Annotated in this window: 15 protein-coding genes; 3 read left to right on the forward strand and 12 right to left on the reverse strand. The window is 41.7% G+C overall.

The genetic code is table 11. The features are described from left to right. Positions 1–169: 169 nt before the first annotated feature. The 4 genes from J4856_RS12900 to polA all read right to left on the reverse strand — a co-directional run bounded on the left by J4856_RS12900 (position 170) and on the right by polA (position 8,435). Positions 170–1,108: a glycosyltransferase family 2 protein gene (locus tag J4856_RS12900; protein ID WP_044081136.1), complete on the reverse strand. Its 939-nt coding sequence runs from the start codon at positions 1,106–1,108 to the stop codon at positions 170–172. Between the two features lie 286 nt (positions 1,109–1,394). Beyond that, positions 1,395–3,440, reverse strand: a complete 2,046-nt coding sequence (locus tag J4856_RS12905; protein WP_025838390.1) for an Ig-like domain-containing protein — start codon at positions 3,438–3,440, stop codon at positions 1,395–1,397. A 74-nt stretch (positions 3,441–3,514) separates the two neighbouring features. Further along, complete coding sequence (locus J4856_RS12910; protein ID WP_025838393.1) at positions 3,515–5,026, reverse strand: GH3 auxin-responsive promoter family protein; 1,512 nt, start codon at positions 5,024–5,026, stop codon at positions 3,515–3,517. Between the two features lie 646 nt (positions 5,027–5,672). Then, positions 5,673–8,435, reverse strand: a complete 2,763-nt coding sequence (gene polA, locus J4856_RS12915; protein ID WP_065367652.1) for a DNA polymerase I — start codon at positions 8,433–8,435, stop codon at positions 5,673–5,675. Positions 8,436–8,528: 93 nt separating this feature from the next. Between polA and J4856_RS12920 the strand changes: the two genes are divergently transcribed. Next, entirely contained in the window at positions 8,529–9,509 is a 981-nt protein-coding gene (locus tag J4856_RS12920; protein ID WP_025838395.1) for a polyprenyl synthetase family protein, read from the forward strand. Between the two features lie 715 nt (positions 9,510–10,224). Here J4856_RS12920 and deoC read toward each other — a convergent pair. From deoC to J4856_RS12960, 8 genes are all read right to left on the reverse strand, one after another. After that, the gene (gene deoC, locus J4856_RS12925) at positions 10,225–11,172 is read right to left on the reverse strand and encodes a deoxyribose-phosphate aldolase (protein ID WP_025838396.1); all 948 of its coding nucleotides are present in this window, start codon (positions 11,170–11,172) and stop codon (positions 10,225–10,227) included. Positions 11,173–11,227: 55 nt separating this feature from the next. Beyond that, complete coding sequence (locus tag J4856_RS12930; protein WP_025838398.1) at positions 11,228–12,064, reverse strand: CPBP family intramembrane glutamic endopeptidase; 837 nt, start codon at positions 12,062–12,064, stop codon at positions 11,228–11,230. 11 nt (positions 12,065–12,075) lie between these two features. Then, positions 12,076–12,408, reverse strand: coding sequence for a nucleotide pyrophosphohydrolase (locus J4856_RS12935; protein ID WP_025838401.1), 333 nt, complete (start codon positions 12,406–12,408; stop codon positions 12,076–12,078). Between the two features lie 98 nt (positions 12,409–12,506). Further along, positions 12,507–12,959 carry a D-aminoacyl-tRNA deacylase gene (dtd, locus tag J4856_RS12940; protein ID WP_025838403.1) on the reverse strand — a complete coding sequence of 151 codons (453 nt, stop codon included), beginning with the start codon at positions 12,957–12,959 and terminating at the stop codon, positions 12,507–12,509. Between the two features lie 31 nt (positions 12,960–12,990). Then, entirely contained in the window at positions 12,991–14,826 is a 1,836-nt protein-coding gene (gene uvrC, locus J4856_RS12945) for an excinuclease ABC subunit UvrC (RefSeq protein WP_065367862.1), read from the reverse strand. A gap of 280 nt (positions 14,827–15,106) precedes the next feature. Then, complete coding sequence (locus J4856_RS12950; RefSeq protein ID WP_025838405.1) at positions 15,107–15,637, reverse strand: adenine phosphoribosyltransferase; 531 nt, start codon at positions 15,635–15,637, stop codon at positions 15,107–15,109. A gap of 117 nt (positions 15,638–15,754) precedes the next feature. Next, complete coding sequence (gene mnmG, locus J4856_RS12955; protein ID WP_025838407.1) at positions 15,755–17,626, reverse strand: tRNA uridine-5-carboxymethylaminomethyl(34) synthesis enzyme MnmG; 1,872 nt, start codon at positions 17,624–17,626, stop codon at positions 15,755–15,757. Positions 17,627–17,750: 124 nt separating this feature from the next. Beyond that, complete coding sequence (locus tag J4856_RS12960) at positions 17,751–18,566, reverse strand: transporter (protein ID WP_025838409.1); 816 nt, start codon at positions 18,564–18,566, stop codon at positions 17,751–17,753. A 464-nt stretch (positions 18,567–19,030) separates the two neighbouring features. Here J4856_RS12960 and J4856_RS12965 point away from each other — a divergent pair, with 464 nt between their 5' ends. Beyond that, positions 19,031–20,236, forward strand: coding sequence for an MFS transporter (locus J4856_RS12965; protein WP_025838411.1), 1,206 nt, complete (start codon positions 19,031–19,033; stop codon positions 20,234–20,236). A 310-nt stretch (positions 20,237–20,546) separates the two neighbouring features. Next, a complete protein-coding gene (locus J4856_RS12970; RefSeq protein WP_025838413.1) occupies positions 20,547–23,132 on the forward strand; it encodes a glycoside hydrolase family 84 protein in 2,586 nt (861 codons plus the stop codon). Positions 23,133–23,298 lie beyond the last annotated feature (166 nt).

The raw sequence follows: 23,298 nt of genomic DNA on the forward strand, positions 1-23,298 counted from the left end.
GGCGTTTATGGGTCTTTCTTAGTCTATAAGCTGCTTTACAGCTATCGTAATAGTCGATTGGGGCGATACTTGGAAATGATCTCTCGGCTCAAGATTTCATAGCAGAAAGCTGCCTATATTGTCTTATATTGGAATTTGCAAATCTTCATATGGGATACTCTCCTACCCTTTATCCTCCCCTATGTATCTGTTTTGAGAGCTGAGTGTACAATCGGCGGAACCTGCGATTAAGTAGGAATAGAAAAAGCTTCTGTCTAGTTGTGAATGAGATACCTTCTTTTTCCATATCTGCTCGAAGTTCAGTATAAAACGGATGGTGTATCCATTTCTTGCGAGGCTCACACAAAGAAACTGCGAAGAGATTGGCTATTCGGTCCGTAATGGTATCTGTAAGGAACTCCTTTTGCAGTTCGCCAGGTATAGCCTTCATACGTAAGCTGTTGAGCAGATGGCAATAAGCAGCTGTCCAATGGTAGTTATGGCTTGTATGCTCATCCCCTTTATGGTAGAGGTTTTCCTTAATGATAGCAACAGGTTGTTCAGTATGGAAAATCATTCGCAGCCAATAGATATAGTCTTCGCCCATCTCTAACTCCTTTGGTAGGTCGAAAACAGACGGGGTGAGTAACTCCTTTCTGAATAGACTGCCCCAAGGAACGCCAATCGTACCTTCTGCGAGCACTGTAAGATGTCGGAAAGTATGAATATCTATAGTCTCGTTTTCTTGAATAGGTAGAGACTGTCCGTTACCAAAAATAATATCTGTTTTGTTGTTAATACGTTCTGAAAAACGTGAAAGTGCATAAGGTTCCAGTTCGTCATCAGCGTCAACAAAAGTTATCCACTCGCTTTTTGCCAGCTTTACACCCTCGTATCTGGCGGCTGTTCTGCCTTTGTTCTGTTGGTGAATGATGGTAACGTTATCGTGACTGGTGTATTCATCGCAGATAACGCCACTTTTGTCAGGGCTACCATCGTCCACTAAAATCAACTCAAACTCTGGATAAGATTGTTCTAAAACACTTTGTACACATGCACGAAGTGTGTCTTCTGCGTTATAAACTGGTATGATTACAGTAATCAAGTGAGGGGTGTTTTCTTTTTCCATAGTCGATGTAATTTCCTACAAAGTTAATTCTTTTTACAGAAATAACGCTGTTTTCTTGTTGCTTTTACCTTCCTTATTCAGCCTCTGTATGTCCTATTCTTTTGAATAGTATTTATCTTCTGCTTCATGGGTTATACGGCTTTGATAACATGTAATAATAAATTGAGGTAACGAAAGTGCCCTCGAGCATCCTCATCCTTAATATGGGATGGGATAGACGAGGGCGTTTATCGTACAGTTTTGTGTTACTAAAGCTATGTTTCTTATGTTTTAGCTTCTGACTTTTCTACTGACCCGAGTTGAGAAATTCGTCAGGTAGTGGGATATCAAGACTGCGAGCGCGTTCAGCGTTACGTCTCTTTATCTTGCGTTGTGCATCAGCCTTCTGCTTTGTTATGGCTGCTGGCTTCTGCTTGTAGAGTGGGAGTTGACGTGGATTCCACGTTCCTTGCACATCACGCTTTGCCTTACACTCAATAGCTTTCGGGTAGTAATAAACGGCTTCGGGCTGCCGCTGGGTTGCATAATCGCCTGTATCCCATTTGCCGTTGTCGTTATCATCAACGATAAGACGCAGATAGTAGTTGCCAGGCTTTACGTAGTGGAAGGTTGCTTGGTTATTCTTTGCATACACCTCTTTCACTGGCTTGTCGCTTTCGTTAAGCAACTGTAGCAGGCAGTTCTTGCCCTCCATATTTTGTAAAGTCATTGTCAGCGTACTATATTCGTCCATCAATGGAATGCGAATACCCTGTTTATACTTCGCAGAGACCTTCCCATAGATATCAATGAAGGCTGCAGAATCCACCTCAAGACTATATTCATGTCCTGGATCCCATGTGCTGACGAGTTTTAGCGAGCGTGGCTTTCCGGGTTCAGCACCGAATTTATACTTCGTTCGATACCACAGGGAGTCTATCTTTTCGTAGAGATGAATCTTGGAGGTATCAGTCTTGGCAAGTGGAGTAGGGAGTTCGAATGTTGGATTCTGGTCCGGATCCATTTGCGAGGCAACATTATATCTAACTTCCAAAGGCGTGACAGGCATCTCTGTTTCAAAGTCTTTTCCACGTTCTTTTGCCTTGTCCTGCTTCTTTTTCCATTTGTCGTATTCTTCTTTCTTCTGCTTCAATCGTTTCGCATATGGTATCTTTGAGAGAATCTCTAACGTATCAGTCTTAGGGCCGAGTTTACCCGCACTGTCCGTCATGTTATAAAGCATCTGCATTCGCAGTGTATCTTGATTGACGAGGGCCGTATCACGAAGCCAATAGATGATGGTATCTTGATTCAGACTTGGCTCTGTTATGAAGGCATCTTTAGCGTTAAAATTGAGTCCTGTTATCTGTGGAAGGTCGGCATCACCATAGCTAAAGAAGAGCGTAAAATGGTTAGGGTCCTTACGTTCAGACTTGAGGAAGTAACGGTCTGTTTGCGTAGGTGTAAAGGAATTCAGCACCACATCATCGGGGAGGAAGTGGGTGTAAGGAACCTGTTTGATGTCTTTGATGTGCAAGGAGTCAATCCAGAGCGTGTCTTGTCGAATGTCTGGTTTCCATGATGGCATAATGACTTCGGGAGTGAAAGCCAACTTCTCACTCTTCTGATTGTACATATAGTTACCATCCATGTCCTGCAGAGCATAGATACGATAGTCGCCCTTGGCAACACCACGTATGCTGAAACGACCACGACTGTCGGTACGTGAGACACGAAGCATAGGTTGTTTCTGGAAAGCTGTATCGTTCAGATTGCTGTAAAGCCCCACGAGGATACCTTTCACAGGTTCCAGATTATCAGCTTCTAACACATAACCAGCCACTTCAAGCGTATCGATATGGTCGCCTGTAGAGAAGCTGTACGTATAGTTTCCTAACGGATTGTTCTCGTTATTATCTGAGATGGCGTCAGAGAAGTCAATTGTATAGGTCGTATTGGGCTGTAACTTGTCTTGCAAAGCCACGGTGATGCGTTTACCTGTAGCCTTAATTTCAGGGGCTTCAAGCTGTGGGGGAGAGACGACTACTTTCTCTGATGCGTTCTCCAACTTGATGAATTCGTTGAAATAGATATTCACCTTCTTACTGTTTACGTCGGTTGCTCGTTCAGTAGGGGAGGCACCTAACACTCTTGGTGGCGTCTCATCGTACCATCCACCATCAGGTTGTCCCATCTTAGCACAAGAAGAAAGGACTAAAAGTATGAAGGCAAAAAGGAAGAATGGTAATACATTTATATGGTAAAACACCGAAAGGCAATGGCTGACCTTAGTTGGAAAGTCATCCTTTCCACCCATTACTTCTTGGCAATATCTTTGTTTTATCTTCTTCATATCGCTGTTTTACGTTTTTACCCTTTTACTTTATTATCCTTTAAAGGTGTTTTATTCTTTTATCGTCTTCCGTTTTACTGGTTCATACTCAGCAATTCCTCCAGGTTGTTACGGCTGTTAGAAAGGCGTGGAATCTTATGTTGACCACCGAGTTTACCCTTTATCTTGAGCCAATCGTTGAAGAGATCTTTGCGTGCAGCGATAATCTCTAGCGGTTGGAGGGTAATATTATGGAATCGTTTTGCCTCATAATCAGAGTTGATTTCTTGCAATTTGTCATCGAGGACTTTGGCAAACTCTTCAAGTGAAGAAGGTTCTTTTGCAAATTCTATGAGCCACTGATGACGACATTTTGCCTTCGCATCCATATACATTGGCGCTGCGGTGTAGTCAGAAATCTGAGCACCAGTAGCCTTACAAGCAGCTTCAAGTCCCTTCTCTGCATTGTCCATGATGAGTTCCTCACCAAAGGCATTGATGAAATACTTGGTTCTACCCGTGATAACGAACTTATAAGGATTGGTTGAAGTGAACTGCACTGTGTCGCCAATCTCGTATCTCCAAAGGCCGCAAGCAGTACTGATAAGCATCGCATAGTTGCGACCTACTTCAACACCTGACAATGGAACGATATTCGGATGTTCGCTCTCAAACTCGTCCATAGGAAAGAACTCGTAGAAGACACCATAGTCAAGCATAAGCGACATACTGCTGTCTGTAGGGTCATCTTGTATACCAAAGAAGCCCTCAGAAGCGTTGTAAGTCTCCATATAGTTCATGCCCTGCTTGGTAATGAGCTGTTCATACTGTTCACGATAAGGCGTGAAAGCAATACCACCGTGGAAGAATACCTCTAAATTTGGCCATACCTCCTCTAAATGTTTCTTACCACTCAGCTCCATCACACGTACCAATACGGATAGCATCCACGATGGAACGCCTGATATATTAGTGATATTCTGGTTCAGTGTTTCGTGTGCAATTCGGTCGCGTTTTACCTCAAAGTCGCTTAGAAGAGCAGTCTGTTTCTTAGGTACACGACATAGATTTACGAGTGGATTGATATTCTCAATGAGGATAGCACTGAGGTCACCTACAAGCGAGTTATACTGATTATAATTTGGAGAATGACTGCCACCTAAGATGAGTCCTTTGCCATTAAAGAGCCGACTTTCTGGGTGATTGCTAAGGTAGTAAGCGATAACATCCTTACCACCTTGATAATGAATTGTCTGTAATCCCTCGTGAGAAACAGGAATAAACTTACTCTTATCGTTGGTTGTACCTGATGACTTAGCATACCATCTAACCTGTCCTGGCCATAGAATATTACGTTCTCCGTGGCGCATACGGTCGATGTCGCTCTTCAGTTCTTCGTATGTATTGACTGGAATATTCTGTACAAAGTCCTCGTATGACTTAATCGTTGAGAACAGGTGTTTACGACCATATTCGGTGTCTTTTGCCCGCTCAACGAGGTATTGCATGACTTCCCGCTGGATAGCCTCTCCATCCGTTACGTAGTGTTCAAGCTCTTTACGGCGCGGTTGGAAATATAACTTGTTTACTATACTAGTAAGACTCATTCAAATTTCTCTGGTTGATTAAATTGCAAAATTACGCCAAAAAAGCTAATTGAATAGCTTTTTTCTATATTTTAACACTGCTTCCAAGTTGCTGAAAGCCCTTTATTTGTATTCTCTTTATGATAGATGCTAGAACCCTTCATCATCTTTTGATTACCACTTTGCTCCTCTTTCTAAATTATTTTCATGAAAATAAATATTTTTTGTCGTGAAAATAAATATTTCTTTTCATGAAAATAATTCTTTTTCTTCATGTAAGTAATTCGCTCAGAAGGGTAGGGTAGTTATTTCCTCATACTTTTTACCAATTTTGCAGTTCATCTCTTCGATTTCTATTTGCCGTTATTAGCCTCTTTATTTATGCTTTATAAGCTCGAAGTTTACCATCATTTTCGCACTTATTGTCTAATTATAGTCTATTTACTATTAAATTATAGCCTATAAAATACGAGCTAACAGATTCTCTATCTATCCTCATCCCTCTTTTGTCTGCACTCCCCTCCCTTCGGAGGGGCAGGGGGAGGCTTCTTCTTACTATTAAATTATAGTCTATAAAATAATCATCTATAGATTCTCTATCTATCCTCATCCCTCTTTTATCTGCACTCCCCTCCCTTCGGAGGGGCAGGGGGAGGCTTCTTCTTTTTTAATGTGCTTCCAACCAGTTCTTGCCCCATCCGGCATCAGCTATCAATGGGACATTCAGTGGATAAGCGTTCTGCATCTCCTCGATAACAATGCGTTCCACCTGTTCACGCTCCTCAGGGAAGACAGAGAAGTTAAGTTCATCATGCACTTGGAGAATCATCTTTGAGCGGATACCTTCTTTCTTAAAGCGTTCCCAAATGCGAACCATTGCCACCTTGATTATATCAGCCTCTGTACCTTGTATTGGGGCATTGATGGCATTACGCTCTGCGAAACCACGAACAGTGGCGTTACGACTATTGATATCAGGTAGATAACGGCGGCGATGGAAGAGAGTTTCAGCATAACCCTTGGCTCTTGCCACGTCTTTAGCATGTTCCATATACGCTTGTACCTTTGGGAAAGTGCGGAAATAGCCTTCTATCAGCTCTTTAGCTTCACCATTTGGAATGTCCATGCGCTGAGCAAGTCCATAGGTAGTAATACCATATATAATACCGAAATTGGCTTGTTTTGCCTTCTTTCGCTGTGCATCAGTCACCTTATCAATATCTATATGCCATATCTTTGCAGCTGTTGCACGGTGGATATCATGACCCTCACGGAAAGCCTCCATCATATTCTCGTCTTCAGAAAGATGTGCCATAATACGCAACTCTATCTGACTATAATCGGCTGAAAAGAACAGACAGCCTTCTTCTGGGATGAAACACTTTCGAATCTCCTTACCATCATCCGTGCGCACAGGAATATTCTGTAAGTTAGGATCACTCGACGAGAGTCGCCCAGTGGCTGTAAGCGCCTGATTAAACGATGTGTGGATATGTCCTGTACGTGGATTAATCAGCTTTGGAAGGGCATCTATATAAGTGCTAAGAAGCTTCTTCATACCTCTGTAATTGAGTATGTTACGTACGATAGGACTCTTATTTTCAAGGCTCTGCAATACCTCCTCGCTCGTAACATATTGTCCTGTCTTCGTCTTCTTAGGCTTATCCATAATTTGCATCTTACCAAAAAGGATGTCACCTACTTGTTTTGGGCTTGAGATATTGAATTCTTCTCCAGCCTCCTTATATATTTCCTGCTCGTATTGTTTCATACGTTCAGTGAATATCTTTGACGTATCTTGCAGGGCTTCAGTGTCTAAGCATACACCATTTAGCTCCATATCAGCTAATACACGCACCAAAGGCATCTCGATATTCCAGAAGAGTTCTTCTACGCCAAGCTCTTTCAAGCGTGGTTCAAGTACGTTTTTCAGACGCAAGGTTATATCAGCGTCCTCTGCAGCATACTCATAGATGTCAGTAGGGGAGAGGTCGCGCATATTCTTCTGTTTCTTTCCTTTCGGACCGAGTAGTTCTTCAATGTGAATGGTTTGATAGCCAAGCAGTGTCTCAGCCATGTAGTCCATATTATGATGTAATTCTGGTTGGATGAGATAGTGGGCTATCATCGTATCGAACATCTTACCTTGTAGTGTCACTCCATATCTGGTCAACACTTCATAGTCATACTTGATGTTCTGTCCAATTTTCATTATTTTGTCGCTTTCATACAATGGTTTGAAAATTTGGACATATTTTGTCGCTTCCTCATAGTCAGCAGGGATAGGTACATAAAAAGCCTTCTTTTCTTCAACCGAGAAGCTCAAACCAACCAATTCAGCACTAATTGCATCCGTAGAAGTGGTTTCTGTGTCTATACTTACAGACCCTTTTGTAATAAAAAAGTCACAAATCTGACGTAATTCTTCCTCATTTTCAACGAGTTTGTATTCATGTTGGGTCGTTTTTATGCTCTCAAATTTCGCATTTTTCGGCTCATCTGACTCGTTGGTCGTGTTTTCTGCAAATAAATCAAGCTGATTATTGTCTGTTTTTGGCTTAACTTCACTTTTGTTAAGAAACTTGTTAATAAGTGTCTTAAACTCTAATTCCTCAAATATCGCACGCAATTTGGTCTCGTCAGGTTGTTCAACCTTGAGTTCATCCAAGTCAAGTTGCATTGGAACGTCTGTTCGAATCGTTGCGAGGAACTTTGACATTTTAATATCTTCTACGGCATTCTCAACTTTCTCACGTAGTTTACCTTTAATCTCATCAGTATGTTGGAGCATATTGTCAATGCTTCCAAACTGATTGATTAACTTGGCTGCGGTTTTTTCTCCAACACCTGGACAACCCGGAAAGTTATCTGCTGAGTCGCCCATCAACGCCAATAGGTCAATGACTTGGGCAGGGGTAGGGATGCCATACTTCGCTTCTACCTCCTTTTCTCCTAATATTTCGTATCCGCCACCATGACGAGGACGATACATAAAGACGTTAGGACCAATGAGTTGACCATAGTCTTTATCGGGTGTAAGCATAAAAGTATCGATTCCATCGGATCCAAAGCGAGTTGCTATAGTACCGATAATATCGTCTGCTTCGAAACCATCTACTTGTAGAATAGGAATACGCATCGCCTCAAGCACTTGCTTGATAAGTGGAACAGAAAGCTTGATATCTTCTGGTGTTTCCTCACGTTGCGCCTTGTATTCAGGGAAGGTGTCATGGCGAAAAGTCTTTCCATGATCGAATGCTACACCAATATGCGTTGGCTTTTCCTTTGTAAGAACCTCGTTCAGGGTGTTGCAAAAGCCCATAACAGCAGATGTATTCAAGCCCTTAGAGTTGATACGTGGACTTTTGATAAATGCGTAGTATGAACGATAGATGAGCGCATAAGCGTCAATAAGGAAGAGTTTTGCCATAACTAATTATTCTATTTTTAGCTGTAAAATTACTAATTTTCTTCCATAATCTCCGATAAAATGAGTAAATTTGTATCAAATTTAAAGTCAAAAATGGATACTCTTTCACTCATAAAACAGCCGATTGAGACAGAATTAGGCGATTTCATCGACCTTTTTAATCGTGCTCTCGACCACGAAGATGGCTTGTTGCGTACGGTTTTGAACCATATCAAGCAACGAGCAGGGAAGCGTATGCGTCCTATTCTCATCCTTCTGATGGCTAAGAACTTTGGTAAGGTTTCTGAAGCAACACAGCATGCGGCTGTGGGATTAGAGCTTTTACATACGGCTTCACTTGTGCATGACGATGTCGTTGATGAAGCGGCTGCTCGCAGAGGGCAGGCGAGTGTGAATGCTGACTATGATAATAAGGTGGCTGTATTAGTGGGTGATTACGTGCTTTCAACTGCCTTACTTCATGTTAGTTACACGCACTCAGAGATTATTGTACGTTACCTTGCAGAATTAGGTCGTACGCTGAGCGATGGAGAGATTCTTCAGTTGTGGAATATTCAGAATAAGGAAATCACCGAAGAGGTTTATTATAAAATTATTGAACGTAAGACAGCTGCGCTCTTTGAATCGTGTGCTGCTATTGGTGCTGAGTCGGCTAATGCAAGCGATGAGGAGGTTGAAGCAGCAAGACTCTTTGGTAAACATCTCGGAATTGTCTTCCAGATTCGTGATGATATCTTTGATTATTATGATTCTGAAGCTGAAATTGGTAAGCCTACGGGCAACGATATGGCTGAAGGGAAGCTCACTTTACCAATCATTTATGCGTTGAATTCGACAAATAATGAGGAGATGCTTGCTTTGGCTCATAAGGTGAAAGCCCACGAGGTGACCCGCGAAGATATCGATAAATTGGTTGATTTTGCAAAAGCAAGCGGTGGTATTGAGTATGCTGAACGTCGTATGTGGGACTTCCATGCAGAGGCACAGACCTTCATTGATAAGTATGTACATGATGAAGCAATCCGTTCTTCACTCCAAATTTACCTTGATTATGTAATTAAAAGGAAGAAGTAATTGCACTTGTTTAGTGCTAAAAACTCCCTTTTCATCGTGAGATTGATTAATTTTTGTGATGATAACGATAGTTTCTCTTTATGATGATGGTTTATCCATCACATAAGGATAAACTCTTTTTTATGTCTTTTATTGACTTATTATTTATCAATGGCATGCGTTGTTATGTTACATATTACTCGTGTTAAGGCTTAGCACCAATCGTGCGGAGCGTCCGCACATATGGTGCGGATGCCCCGCACTATATGTGTTTATGGTGTTTTACTTCACAATAATACTACTTATAGGTTATCTTTTGCCCTTATAACGATGGCTTTTGACCATAAGTTGATTGATTTATAGATGCCATGTAAATACTGTTTATCTTATTGTTTTGGAGTACTTATAGTTTTATGTGACTAAAAGAGATAATTTCCTGTGTTTATTTAGTTTATATTTGTGTGTTTTCTTGCTGTTTATTGTGTTTCTGGAAGTTGTCTTTTCCTGCCTTATTAATGAGGTGTTTCATAAATATAATCTATATAATATTTAAAAATAGATTATATTATGAGATTCGTTTAAAATTGTCTTTTTTTGATAGAACAATAAATGAGAGATGTTTTCATGTGCAGATACGGAAAAAGGGACATACAAAGTGTATGCCCCTTATAGGTTACTTTTGTTTTATTTTATCTGTTTCAGCGTTTTAATTTTTTATTACTGTTGGCTGAAAAGTTTAGAAGAACTTAGTCTCTGTACCAATGATTTCACTTAACAAGAGGTTGGTAAGACGGCTTGTTCCCATGCGGAACCAGTAGTTTGTGAGCCATTTCTCGCCTAAGACCTCTTTAACAATGGTATAGTAGATTACTGCATCCATGACAGTATTGATACCGCCAGCAGGCTTTAAACCAATCTGAATACCTGTTTTCTCATAGTATTCCTTGATTGCCTGACACATAACATATACAGACTCTGGTGTAGCACTGATCTTCTCCTTACCTGTACTTGTCTTTATATAGTCGGCACCTGCGTACATAGAGAGGAGGGATGCGGTCTTGATTGCACTTGCATTACCAAGATCACCAGTCTCAAGAATCACCTTCATTGGAATGTCTCCACACACTTGCTTAAGTTCGTTGATAGTATCGCAAACGCCCTCGTAATCGCCTGAAAGGAATTTACCTACAGGCATAACGATGTCGATGTGTGTCGCACCATCCTTAATAGCGAGTGCTGTCTCAATGGTTTTTACCTCTAAGAAGGTTTGAGATGAAGGGAAATTGCCCGTTACATTCGTAATGTCGACACCGTCTACTTCAAGGCTGTCTGCCATCAATTTAGTGAAGCATGGGTAGGCACAGAGAGCTGCAACATGTGGTAAATCAGGATATTCAGAGTCAAAACGGTTTACTTTCTCAACCATTTCTAATACCTTTTCTTCTGTGTCTGTTGTGCTAAGCGTAGTAAGTTCAACGCTTCCTAAGAGGAATTTCTTTACTTCAAGGTTGTCGTTCTCTGATACTTTTTCCGCAATAATCTTTGTTACGGCAGCCTTAACTTCCTCGTCAGTGATGTTGAGGTTGTACTGTGCTAACGCCTGGTCGTACTCGCTTTTTTCAACGATTCCAACGGCTTTTTGTGCCTGGATGTTTTTTGAAACAGTGTCTTTAATTGTTCCCATGATGTTTATTTTTATTTGTTATTTTGATATTTATTTCTTCGTTTGTGCCTTTGCTTTATTGTTCACAATAACCCTGTTGTATGGTTTTTCTTATGAACCAAAGTGATATTAGTAGACCTATGACAGCGGAGATAGCTGATGCTTCTGCGCCAAAAGAGCCTCCTGTGAGCCATTGAGGTCCACTTATTTCGGGTGTGATAATACTTGTAACATTGTCTTCACCTGACACAGGGAAGCCTAAAATATTACCTTGTGTGTAGTTCCATATCCAATGGATGCCTATGGGTAACCATATATTCTTGCTGTATGCATAGGCTGCGCCGAGTAAAGAACCTGCTTCTATGGCTATAGCAATAGACGACCAAAGGGTTGCATTGTCGTTGAATATATGCAATCCACCAAAAATTAATGCTGAAATAACCAATGCAGCCCATATGTTCCATCGTCTGTTTATCATGCGGAAGAGGATACCTCTGAAGAAAATTTCTTCTGATACAGCTACAAGGAAGAACAATGTAAAGGAGAAGAGTTGTTTTTCCCAGTCGAATTGTATACTTTTTATATGGTAATAACCGCATAGTGACATCGTTACCGTTACTATAATAAAGTAGGAAAAGCCGATGAAAAGTCCATTTCCTATGCTTGAGATATCTTTTCTGGGTGCTATTTTACAGGCGTCATTAGCTTCTACGTATCTTATTAAAAGGTTATATAACAGTAGGAGGACGACTGCCGTAATAAGGAATATTGGTATGTTTATGAGGTAAGAGTCGCTTTCTGATGCCGTATATATTCCAAGTGATAGTATAGTTGAATAGATAATAAAGAGGATAATACCGCCGATTACGAAGATAATGTCTCTCCATAACTTGATGTTTTTATGGTCTTTCATACAGTACAAGGTTACTCGTTTTTATTTAACTTAGGGTTGTTTATGTGTCTGTCTTTGTCTCTTTTGGTCTTTTTCTCTATGCTTTTTTGAAGCTCATCGGTGAGGTTCACGCCCGTTTGGTTGGCTAAACAGAGGAGTACCCACAGTACATCTGCCATCTCTTCTCCTAAGTTAGACTTCTCACCAGACTTAAAACTCTGGTCTCCATAGGTACGTGAAATGACGCGAGCCAACTCCCCAACCTCTTCTGTAAGGCATGCCATGTTAGTCAACTCACTGAAATAACGAACGCCATATTGCTTTATCCACTGGTCAACGGCTTCTTGTGCTTCTTGTATTGTCATGTTGTTTGTTCTGTTTTTTATGTCCTTATGGGGGAAAATGTTATTGATATTTCGCCATTTAAAGTACTTTTATGGTGATAAAAAGGTGAAAAATAGCACTATTCCTTGTTCTTTGTATCCATGCAGATGGTTACAGGACCGTCATTAAGCAGTTCTACCTTCATGTCAGCACCGAACTCTCCAGTGGCAATGGACTTGCCCATAGCTTCGCTTAGAGCGTCACAGAAACGATTATAGAGTGGAATGGAAAGTTCGTGTGGGGCTGCATGAATCCAGCTTGGACGGTTCCCTTTCTTATAACTTGCCATGAGTGTGAACTGTGAGACGACGAGTATTTCACCATTAACATCCATGATGCTGCGGTTCATTACGCCCATTTCATCGTCGAAAATACGCAAACCTATGATCTTCTTTACCAGCCAGTTTATATCTTCTTCAGTATCGTTTTTACCAATACCTAATAGAATCAACAATCCTGTCCCTATGGAAGACTTTACTTGTCCACCGATAGTAACAGACGCTTGGGTGACCCGTTGTATTACAGTTCTCATATCGCAAATGTACAATTTTTATTTTAATTAGTTACTGATTAGCGTGGAAATAATTATAGACAATAGTTGCTTTGCTTGCTCCTATTACTTCTGTAAGTTGTTGTAAATCAGCTTCTTTTATGTTTTTTACAGTCTTCAGCTTCTTTAAAAGTGCATCCTTTGTCTTTGGTCCGATACCTTTTATATCGTCTAACTCGCTGTGTAGCTGTGTTTTAGAACGTTTGTCTCGATGGAAAGAGATAGCATAACGATGCACTTCGTCCTGTATTTGGGTAAGAACTTTGAAGAGTTCGCCCTTGATGTCGAGTGCTATTGTCTGCTGTGGGAAGCCGAAAAGAAGCTCGTTTGTGCGGTGACGATCGTCTTTGGCAAGTCCTGCAATTGGAATACTGAGGTGGAGTTCGTCTTCAACAACTTCTCTTACAACCTCCATTTGACCCTTTCCACCATCGGTAATGATGAGGTCGGGTAGTGGAGTACCTTCTTCTTGGATACGGCTGTAACGTCGTCTTACAACCTCCTGCATGGACGCATAGTCATCAGGACCTACAACAGTCTTGATGTTGTATTTGCGATAATCCTTCTTTGAAGGCTTCATGCCCTTATATACAACACAGCCAGCGACAGCGTCCGTACCGGAGATGTTAGAGTTGTCAAAGCACTCTATATGGTAAGGTAGCTTCGATAGCTTCAGTTTTTCTTGAAGTTCTCTCATTAAACGTGTCTGTTTTTGCTCAGGGTTAAGCTTCTCTGTCTGTTTTAATCGGTCGAACTTATACTGTTTTGCATTCATCTCTGAGAGTTCCAGCAGATGGTGCTTGTCACCTCGTTGAGGGATAAAGAATACGGCCCCTTTCACTTTAAAGTCAAGTTCAAAAGGTACGATAATCTCTTTTGCGGTACTATTAAAGCGTTCACGTATCTCTGGAATCGCCTCATTTAGCAACTCTTCATCGGATTCATCGAGCTTTCTTTTGTATTCATAAGTAAAGCTTTGATTGATTGCACCATTAGTTACATGGATATAGTTAATAAACGCATTCTTTCTTGTATCATCACTTACAATAGTGAAAACATCAACATCTGTAATCGTATGACTTACGATTTCACTCTTTGCTGCGAAGTTATCGAGTGCTAAATACCGTTGTTTGCAGATTTCAGCTTCTTCAAATCTAAGTTCTTCGGCATATTTCTCCATCTCCTTTCTTAAGATTTTTTGCACTTCACGTGTGTTTCCTTTCAATACTTCACGCGCTTGTTTAATTGATTCTTGATAATCTTCATAACTCTGTTTACCGATACATGGTGCTCCACAGTTGTGCAGATGATATTCTAAGCAAGGTTTATATTTACCCTGCTCAATACCTACTTTTGTAATAGGGAAGCGACAAGTGCGTGGTTTATACACCTTCTTGATGATATCAAGAATCGCATACATACTTCCTATATGACTATATGGGCCATAAAAAGTACCATAACGTTTATTGATAGTACGTGTTTTGAAAATACGTGGAAAATACTCATTTGTAACGCAAATACTTGGATAGGTTTTACCATCTTTGAGTAATACGTTATATTTTGGTTTGTATTGCTTGATGAGTTGGTTCTCTATTAGAAGTGCATCTTCCTCTGTATTGACGACAGAATAAGAAATATCATAAATCTTAGAAACCAACACCTTTGTTTTGAAACGATCTACCTCTTTGTGGAAATAGGAAGATACTCTTTTTTTTAAGTTCTTTGCCTTGCCCACATAGATGATTGTTTTCTCATTATCATAGAACTGATAGGTGCCAGGTTTCTCAGGCATATTGAGAACAATGTTCTTAAGGTAAGTTATTCGGTTCAAGTTTTCTTCTTTATTCATTTTCCGTAACTCCTTTGTATAAAGGGCTTTTAAAGTATTTTGTTTCACGTGGAACATGAAGGTGTTTCACGTTATTGTTTGTTTCGAAGGTCCTGTGTAAGGACTAAAGCGGACAGTTCAAATGATGATTGGAGTAAGCTCTAGGCAATGACGATTATCTTAGAAAGGAAAGAGGAACGCCCCTTGGTTTGGGTTGCTCCTCTTCTTTTGTTTTCGCTCTGTGCTCTCCCTTGTTTTTAAAACGAGTAGGGAAGATAGTATCTCATTACACACTTACTTCCTAAAATTGGAGCAAAGAACTAATCTCTATATCCTTATCAAATTGATCTCGGCTATGAGGAAATTCGGTATGAAGTTCGATGATAAAGTTGCAATATACCTTTTTAGGGTTGAACTTCTTGACGAGGTCACATGCCGCCTTCATGGTTCCGCCAGTTGCAAGGAGGTCATCGTGGAGAAGGATGACGTCGTTCTCGTTGATAGCATCTTTATGAATCTCAATTGTGTCAACACCATATTCCTTTTTGTAGGTCTCTTGAATTGTCTCGCAAGGCAGCTTACCTGGTTTACGACAAAGTACGATACCCGCACCTAATCGAGTTGCTACAGCTGATGACATAACGAACCCACGGCTTTCGATACCGACAATCTTCGTTACACCCTTGTCCTTGTAGAGGTCAACCATCTCGTCTGTAATTTCCTGTAGTGCATCAGGTGACTTGAATAGGGTAGTGACGTCACGGAAGTTCACGCCTTTAATTGGCCAATCCGGTATGCACCTCAGGTTGTCTAATAATAGTTTTTTGTTCATTTTCAGATTGTTATAATGTTTTGTTTTATGCTATTGTTTCACGTGAAACGGGCTCCTTTTTAGCCTTTAGGAGTACTCTTTCTATCCACGTGTTAGGACTAATTTGTCCAAAGAAAGTTATCTTCCCATGAGGACAAGCAGTACATTAATGTCGCTTGGGCTCACTCCTGGGATGCGACTTGCCTGTGCGAGCGTCTCTGGTTGAATCTGTTCTAACTTCTGTCGGCACTCTGTTGAGAGGTCGTGCAGCTCACTGTAATTGAAGTGTCCTTTGATTTTAATATCCTCAAGACGATGCATCTTTTCAGCGAATACACGCTCACGGTCAATATAGCCTTTGTACTTTAGCTTGATTTCAGCAGCCTCAGCAATCTCTTCTTTACGGTTCGGCGAAGCTTCAATCGCCTCTTTAAGGCTTGGAATTACAGCTGAAAGATTCTCAAAGTTGACCTGCGGGCGTGCAACAAGGTCAACGATCTTCGTTGCTCCCTTGATAGGAGAAGTGCCCAAATGCTCCAAGAAACCGTTTACAACTTCAGGCTTAACAGAAGTGTTGTTACAGAAGTCAAGAATACGGTTGATATGCTCCTTCTTTTGCATCCACCAATCATAACGGTCCTGTTTAGCTATACCTATATTATAAGCACGCTCTGTCAGGCGAGCATCGGCATCATCTTGGCGCAAGAGAATACGGTATTCCGCACGCGAAGTAAACATACGGTAAGGTTCATCAACGCCCTTTGTAGTAAGGTCATCAATGAGAACTCCGATGTAACTTTCGTCTCTATTCATTACGAACGGCTCTTTGCCCGCACAGAGTAGGGCAGCATTAATACCCGCCACTAAGCCTTGTCCGCCCGCTTCTTCGTATCCAGTCGTACCGTTCACCTGCCCAGCAAAGAACAAACCTTCAATTACTTTCGACTCCAAAGACTGTTTTAGCTGTGTTGGATCAAAGTAATCGTATTCGATAGCATAACCCGGACGATAGATTTTAGCGTCACGTAGGGCTGGAATCTTATGTATAGCATCCAACTGTATCTCCCAAGGCATACTTGAAGAAAAGCCATTCAGATACATCTCATTCGTGTCAACTCCCTCTGGTTCGAGGAAGAGAGGATGGCTATTCTTGTCAGGGAAGGTGACGAGTTTTGTCTCAATCGAAGGACAATAGCGTGGTCCTGTACTCTGAATCTGTCCATTGAATAGGGGAGAGTCAGCCACTCCACGTCGCAACACCTCATGTGCTTCCTCGTTTGTATTGCAGGTCCAGCAAGGCAACTGTGGCAGATGACGATGCGGACCATAGAAAGAGAACTGGTGATAGTCTGTCTCTCCTGGTTGTGGTTCCATTTCATCAAAGTGAACCGAACGGCGGTCAATACGCACAGGAGTACCCGTCTTCATGCGATCGGCACGAATACCATGGCGCGTAATGCTCTCTGTAAAGTTGTGAACAGCAGGCTCTGCACATCGTCCACCCTCCACCTTTCGCTTACCGATATGCATCAGTCCGTTGAGGAAGGTTCCCGCAGTGATAATCACTGTACGTGCATAGATATCAATACCCCATATTGTTTTGATACCCAACACCTTACCATTCTCTACCAACAGTTCGTCGGCTTGATCCTGAAAGATGTCGAGATTGTCCGTATGGTCGAGTATTGTGCGCCATTCCCAGATAAATTTACCACGGTCACACTGTGCTCGTGGACTCCAAACGGCAGGTCCCTTTGATCGGTTCAGCATACGAAACTGAATCGCTGTAGCATCGGTAACCAGTCCCATATAGCCTCCAAGAGCGTCTATCTCTCTGACTATCTGACCTTTGGCTATACCTCCGACGGCAGGATTACAGCTCATCTGACCGATTTTATTCATATCCATTGTTACCAAACAAGTGTTCGCACCCAAGTTGGCAGCTGCTGTAGCAGCCTCACAACCTGCGTGTCCACCGCCGATAACAAGTACATCATACTTGAATTTCATCGTCTTTTTACAAAAGTATAGGGGCATAATACCCCTAATTTATACCGACACAAAATTAAGAAATAAAATCGAATTATACCTATATAATAGAAAGAAAAGTTCCTCTCTTAATTTCCCTTTTCTCTTAGTTTAGTAGCCAGGTGATGCCCAACCCAATGTTACTATATCGTGAGAATTCGTTGAAAGAAATGTCGTAGTAAGTGTTTAGGTGCAGTCGTGGTGAAACCTTATAATCCATTCCGACTTCACTCATAAAGTTGAAGTGACTGTCATGTCCTAGTTTAGCCCAGTCATCCTGTCTCTTTGAGTTGTAACGATTATAGCTTTCTACGAAGAAACTCCACTTGTCAGTAGGCTGATAAGTGAGGTTAGCACCGAAGAAAAGGTCAGGACTCTCTGTATCTCCATCCCATTCACCTCCCAAGTCATAACCCAATGTAAACTTACTACTCAATTCGTTTTCGAATAAGAGGTGAGCTTGAATACCTACATGTTTGGGAAGGTAGTGTGCATTACTACCACCAGGAATGAGTATTGTACCCATAAAGGAAACCTTTGGAATCACCTTTCCGCCCTCATAAACCTTGATTTTCGTACCAATAGCGGCATTCGCAATACCCCCAAAATTCCCTTCAGGTGTATGGGTTATACATTCGTCTATCTGTAATCTTACCTCCGCTTGTGGAGTCAGTCCAAGACGAAACAAAGATGTGTTGATAGTGAAATTACGTGCGTGTTCACCGTTTCTTCTGTCCCATTCAAGTACGATACCAGTTTCCCAATCAATCTTTCCTGGTTTCATGATGTCGACACCAGTCGTAGCACCAGGCGCATCTGGCGAATAATCTTCTGTGTTTTGTGCCATTGAATGTACGGAGATGAAGGTAAGGAGAGATGGGCATAAAGTTCTCCTTAAACCACTTTTAAGATAGGCTATCATAGTCTTCTTTCTTGTTGATAATATTTTTGTTTGTTTTATTGAGGATTACAGTCCCTTATCCGTAATATCATCTTTTTACGCTCATTTTCAAATAGGGGAATGTCATATCAGCTACAAAGATATGTATTAATCGTTTGAAAATGCGTATTTAATGGTTAAAGTCTTCCTTATCTGCGAAAACCAATGGCGTTTTGCTATCTTTTTTACGACTGATAGCTACTCATTCCACCCCTTTCTATTGTCGTACTGATACTCCGCACGCGATGTGCTAACGCTCCGCACATATCGTGCTAACGCCTCGCACGTGTGGTGCGGGGGCTTTGCACCCTATAAGTAGAGGCTCATGTCGATGGATGAAATTCAATTTGTAAAAAGCAGTTGATGCTTCATCGTTATACAGGTTTGTATTCTTTGTTTATAAAGATAATATGTACCTTTGCATGTTCGGAGATAATAATAAACAAATGAAGCTAAATAATAAGATAGAAGAAGGAAACGAAGAACGTACAGCCTTGGACATTCTGCTCACGATAAGTTTTTGTCATCTGTTAGATGACACAATGCATTCGATGCTTCCAGCAATTTATCCGATGTTGAAAGACGAGTTTGGATTATCCTTCTTTCAAGTCGGAATCATAACGTTGGTGCTACAGCTAACCTCTTCAATCATCCAACCCTTCGTAGGACTCTATGCTGATAAGCATCATGGTTGGTGGCAGTTGCCTGTGAGTATGGTGTTCACGCTCATCGGTATCTTTATGCTGTCGTATGCCGATAGTTTCCTTGTAATCTTATTATCTGTATCGTTATTCGGCTTAGGCTCTTCTATTTTCCATCCACAAGGTTCGCAGGTGGCACAGCAAGCCTCTGGTGGTCGCAATGGTTTAGCACAGAGTATTTTTCAGGTAGGAGGCAATGGCGGCTTTGCAGCAGGACCATTGTTTGCAGCCCTGATAGTGATACCAGTCGGCTTGAGTGGTGTACGCTGGTTTGCGTTTATAGCTCTTCTTTTAGCCGTTATACTGATTTATATAGGAAAATGGCATGTAAAACAATTAAAGGTCGTTCGTAAACGGAGTAGGGCAAGATGGACAACAGCAAAGGTATATACACGTAATCAGATTTATGGATTTGTATTTATTCTCTTCGTGTTGATGTTCTCCAAGAACTTTTATACAGAGAGTATGGTGAGCTATTTCACCTTCTTTCTGATAGAGAAGTTCGGGGTATCTATTCAAACTTCCCAACTCTGCCTGTTTGTTTTTTTAGCAGCAGAAGTCGTCGGAACCCTTCTTGGAGGCTGGATAGGCGACCGCTATGGGCGTAAATACGTGATATGGTTCTCTATCTTTGGGGCAGCACCATTCACAATCATGCTCCCTTATGTGGGTAGTCTTGCTGGAACAATTATCTTATCAGCTATCATTGGACTCATTATAGCATCAGCCTTCTCAGCAATATTGGTTTATGCAACCGACCTCATGCCCAATCATATCGGTACAATAGCCGGTATCTTCTATGGACTTTCATTTGGTCTTGGTGGACTTGGAAGTACCTTCTTTGGTTGGTTAGCCGACCAGACGAGTATTCTCTTCGTCTTTAAGGTAAGCACATTACTCCCATTATTAGGTATTATAGCCGTCTATTTGCCAAAGATGAAGCGTGAGTAAGCCACATGGTTGATTATAGTCTTACCATTAATAAAGTTATTTTATGTGTAATAGAGGGCTATATTAGGCAATGAAAAAGGCAAAGAGCAGTTAGGAAAGACTATCGTTAGAGAGTCATACTTTAGCTAAAGAAATCCCTGTTCTTTGCTTTTTGCTATCGGTTAATGGATGAAATTCATTTTAATTCCTTATCTTTGCAAGTAGAATTCCTTTTCCTTAGAAAGGGAAACAATCATATTACTATTTTAATCCTCGACTTGCCTTATGCGGAAGTATGTGGCAGGTTGGATGCCAAATATTAAAAACCTACATGAAACAAAAGAAACTTTTAGTGACCTTCGTATTGGGTATGTGTACCCTTACAGTGGCTCATGCACAGGATAATGACTTTGATTTAGGCAGTCAGCGTTCGGAAGTGCAGTTAGTTAATCCTGTTCCTGGTAAGAAGATTGACCATCAGGGACTCGTTATTAATCCTACACCACGTTACGTAAAGCTGACAGGTGAGGGGACTGTAGATGTCAGTGGCGGTATTAAACTTGACCAACCGCAGCCTGCTCGTAAGCAGAGTTGGGACTATTGGACCGACCTTAACTTCCTTTCTCGGGCTGAGAAGGGCTTCCCAATGAAGATACAATTAGTGAAGATACCTGTGGTTTTGAAAGATGGAGAGCAGAGTGGGGCCGATGTAGATGGTGCTTACACACTAAGAATCACCAAGAAGGGAATCACACTTCTGGCTGCTTATGACTTAGGAGTATTCTATGGCATACAGACTTTGCGCCAGATTATGGAGAACCCATCCGTAGAAGGCGGTAAGAAACTACCTTGTTTGGAAATCGGCGATGCACCAGTATTCGCCTATCGTGGTGTTGTTGAGGGGTTCTATGGTACACCATGGTCACACGCTGTACGCCTGTCATTGATTGACTTCTACGGTAAGTACAAGATGAATACTTATATCTATGGACCAAAGGACGACCCTTATCACAGTTCTCCTAACTGGCGTCTGCCTTATCCTGAGAATGAGATGAAGGACATCAAGGAACTTGTTGCAGCCTGCAAGAAGAACCGTGTAGACTTCGTTTGGGCTATTCATCCGGGCAAGGATATCAAGTGGAATGAGGAAGACTATCAGAACCTTGTGCACAAACTTGACCTCATGTATCAAGCTGGTGTGAAGTCATTTGCTATCTTCTTTGATGATATTTCAGGCGAGGGAACCAACCCTAACCGACAAGTTGAGTTGTTGAATCGTTTGACAAAGGAGTTTGTAAAGGCGAAGGGCGACGTAGCTCCGCTGATTATTTGTCCTACAGACTATTCTAAGTTGTGGGCAAAGGCAGATGAGAATGGACCATTGAGCATCTATGGTAAGACCCTTGACCCATCTGTACGAGTGTTTTGGACAGGTGATGTTGTTTGTAGTGATGTGACAAAGAGTACACTCGATTGGGTGGATAGTCGCATCAAGCGTCCTGCTTTCTTCTGGTGGAACTATGCCGTAACAGACTATGTTCGTAACCTTGTATTGCAGGGTCCTGTTTATGGCTTAGATACATCACTCACCGATAAAGATATGTGTGGACTCGTCAGCAACCCTATGGAGCATGGAGAAGCTTCAAAACTCTCTCTCTACAGTGTAGCTGATTACACATGGAATCCATCTGATTATAACCCAATCGACAGTTGGGAGCGTGGCTTGGAGGTGATGATGCCACGTGCAAAGGATGCTTACCGCACCTTTGCTATCCATTCTGCCGATACGGAGACAGGCTATCGTCGTGACGAATCTTGGGAAACAGAGACCTTCCGTTTAGCTGATTACAGCAAGGAAAAGCGTGATAAACTCTATCAGGAGTTCGAACGTGTGGCTAAAGCACCTGCTGAGATTGAGGCTGGTTGCACTGATAATCTCTTGATAAAGGAGCTAAAGCCTTGGCTTACTGAGTTTGCTAAGTTAGGCGAACGTGGTAAGAGCGCTATCGAATTGATGGACCTCTATCGTAGTGGTGACAACTTGAAGTTCTGGAGTAAGTATGTTAAGAGCCGTATGTCTGCGGAAGATAAGAAAGCTTATGAGGCTCATAAGTCAGGAACTATGAAGTTGCAGCCATTCTACGACTTCGCAATGGACGACCTTGGTGATGCCTTCTATGAGAAGCTTTCAGGCGAAAAGGCATTCACACTACGTGGTATCGGTTCTTATAAAAATCTTAAGACGACTCAAGCTGGTTTGATGTTCGATGGCGATAGCATAACACATTACACCTCTGGTGAGGCACAGAAGGCTGGTGACTGGATGGGTGTGGCCCTCCCTGAACCAATGGCAGTACGTGAGGTGCATATCCTTCAGGGTCGTAACTCTACTGATGATTGCGACTTCTATGACCATGCAGCACTTGAATATTCGGTTGATGGCAAGACATGGAAGCCAATGTTGGGTGATTTGAAGAACCAGTATGACATCCTTTGGCAGGGTGAGCCGGTGCAAGCACGTTATATTCGTTTGCGTCGTCTTGACTCCGACCGTAAGAACTGGGCTGCTATTCGCTCGTTCGTAGTGGTTCCTGATGGTGCTGCAACGCTTGAGTTTGGTGGTTCTAACGCTGCTTCTGATGCCGTCCTTCGTGCGTTCGACCATCAGCCAAGTACGTCTTTCAAGAATACAGGTGCTGTTTCGTTTGAGGTACCAAGTGGTATGACTTCTTATACCTTCCTTCTCTCATTGCCAGAGGGTGGTTCTGTTCGTGTTTGCCAGTATGATAAGCGTAACAAGCTGAAGGCTGAATTCACCTCTAATGAGCCATTCTTCACAGTTAATGTGGCAAAGAAAGTAACGCGTATGGAGTTGATTGGCAAGGCAGAAGTGTTCGAGATTATTCCAAAGAAGTAAGACATTGGTTGACGAGTTGACGAGTCTACAAGTAGACAAGTTGCTTGTTGACAGACAACAAATAAATAGAAATGAGGGTGTGTCAAAATGTACACATCCTCTTTTTTATGCACAAAGCCCCGACTTTCTCAAGCCAGGGCTTTGCTATTTCCTAAAGTTTTTGTAC

This window comes from Prevotella scopos JCM 17725, assembly GCF_018127785.1.
Taxonomy (GTDB): Bacteria; Bacteroidota; Bacteroidia; order Bacteroidales; family Bacteroidaceae; genus Prevotella; species Prevotella scopos.

Bases quoted from the DNA above. Each gene is read 5' to 3' on its own strand.
- J4856_RS12935 (WP_025838401.1), bottom strand. From the start codon at position 12,408: ATGACAATACAAGAAGCACAAGAAGCCGTTGACCAGTGGATAAAGCAA.
- J4856_RS12920 (WP_025838395.1), top strand. From the start codon at position 8,529: ATGGATACTCTTTCACTCATAAAACAGCCGATTGAGACAGAATTAGGC.
- J4856_RS12900 (WP_044081136.1), bottom strand. From the start codon at position 1,108: ATGGAAAAAGAAAACACCCCTCACTTGATTACTGTAATCATACCAGTT.
- J4856_RS12930 (WP_025838398.1), bottom strand. From the start codon at position 12,064: ATGAAAGACCATAAAAACATCAAGTTATGGAGAGACATTATCTTCGTA.
- J4856_RS12960 (WP_025838409.1), bottom strand. From the start codon at position 18,566: ATGATAGCCTATCTTAAAAGTGGTTTAAGGAGAACTTTATGCCCATCT.
- J4856_RS12965 (WP_025838411.1), top strand. From the start codon at position 19,031: ATGAAGCTAAATAATAAGATAGAAGAAGGAAACGAAGAACGTACAGCC.
- dtd (WP_025838403.1), bottom strand. From the start codon at position 12,959: ATGAGAACTGTAATACAACGGGTCACCCAAGCGTCTGTTACTATCGGT.
- uvrC (WP_065367862.1), bottom strand. From the start codon at position 14,826: ATGAATAAAGAAGAAAACTTGAACCGAATAACTTACCTTAAGAACATT.
- J4856_RS12950 (WP_025838405.1), bottom strand. From the start codon at position 15,637: ATGAACAAAAAACTATTATTAGACAACCTGAGGTGCATACCGGATTGG.
- J4856_RS12910 (WP_025838393.1), bottom strand. From the start codon at position 5,026: ATGAGTCTTACTAGTATAGTAAACAAGTTATATTTCCAACCGCGCCGT.
- deoC (WP_025838396.1), bottom strand. From the start codon at position 11,172: ATGGGAACAATTAAAGACACTGTTTCAAAAAACATCCAGGCACAAAAA.
- polA (WP_065367652.1), bottom strand. From the start codon at position 8,435: ATGGCAAAACTCTTCCTTATTGACGCTTATGCGCTCATCTATCGTTCA.
- J4856_RS12970 (WP_025838413.1), top strand. From the start codon at position 20,547: ATGAAACAAAAGAAACTTTTAGTGACCTTCGTATTGGGTATGTGTACC.
- J4856_RS12905 (WP_025838390.1), bottom strand. From the start codon at position 3,440: ATGAAGAAGATAAAACAAAGATATTGCCAAGAAGTAATGGGTGGAAAG.
- mnmG (WP_025838407.1), bottom strand. From the start codon at position 17,626: ATGAAATTCAAGTATGATGTACTTGTTATCGGCGGTGGACACGCAGGT.